The following is a 415-nucleotide window of genomic DNA, read 5'->3' as shown; positions in this document are numbered from 1 at the left end:
GAATATTTCACCACGGATGGCGACCTCGGCAGACAGTGCCGGCCGTAGAACCTCGCCAAGCACCCGTCCACACATCGTCGGCGGTGCGTCAACGCCAAGCAAGTGGAGGATCGTCGGCGCCACGTCGCAAATCCCCGAGGACAAAGAAGATGCGGATCCAGTGTTCGGAAATGCTGATCCCGCGACGATACCCAATGCTGCGAGTTCCTTCGGATGTAGTCCGCCGTGAAGGCCGAGACCGGCCCGGCGATCGTTGTCATAGAAGGTGCCGCCTACGAGGCCGAAGAGGTCGATGGTATTGTCGGCGCGGAAGCAAAAGGCGACGTCCGGCGCACGGACATGATCGGCGAAGACGAGACGGCTGGAAAGGCTCCCGGGGGCGATGCCGTTGACCTCGTCCTTCGCACGCGTGAAC

1 protein-coding gene is annotated in these 415 nt (G+C 62.2%); it reads left to right on the top strand.

Features of this window, described 5'->3' with window-relative positions:
- Positions 1 to 225 precede the first annotated feature (225 nt).
- Positions 226 to 415 (top strand): hypothetical protein (locus tag QSV46_RS39190; protein ID WP_314964020.1); only part of this gene is annotated, 190 nt, incomplete at its 3' end.

Origin of the sequence: Bradyrhizobium cosmicum (assembly GCF_032290525.1) — a bacterium.
In the GTDB taxonomy this organism is placed as follows: domain Bacteria; phylum Pseudomonadota; class Alphaproteobacteria; order Rhizobiales; family Xanthobacteraceae; genus Bradyrhizobium; species Bradyrhizobium cosmicum_A.
The sequence above is the reverse complement of the archived record's forward strand: the minus strand, read 5'-3'. Positions and strand labels throughout refer to the sequence as shown.